The following is a 258-nucleotide window of genomic DNA, read 5'->3' as shown; positions in this document are numbered from 1 at the left end:
ACCACTTGCACCGGCTGCGCCAGTCCCTGCCAGTGGGCGGCGCTGCGCAAGATGTCGTGTCGGTCGATCACCCTCTGCAAGGCATTCAGGAAACCATCCAAACGATTGCGGCTATCAAAGGCGATGATCGATCGCAATAGGTAAGCGTCGCCCTCCCTTTCCAGCAGGTGATGAAACAGGATGCCTTCTTGCAACGGCGACAAGGGGTAGATATCCTGAACATTGGCGGCGCCTTGCGGCACGCTGCCAACTATCCGG

At 58.5% G+C, this 258-nt stretch carries 1 protein-coding gene; it reads right to left on the bottom strand.

The window, feature by feature from the left end:
* Positions 1-258, bottom strand: a 258-nt coding sequence (locus tag KVP70_RS33700; protein WP_217946777.1) for a condensation domain-containing protein, incomplete at both ends; no start/stop codon positions are given.

The organism is Duganella violaceipulchra (genome assembly GCF_019166075.1).
GTDB classification, from domain to species: Bacteria; Pseudomonadota; Gammaproteobacteria; order Burkholderiales; family Burkholderiaceae_D; genus Rugamonas; species Rugamonas violaceipulchra.
The sequence above is the reverse complement of the archived record's forward strand: the minus strand, read 5'-3'. Positions and strand labels throughout refer to the sequence as shown.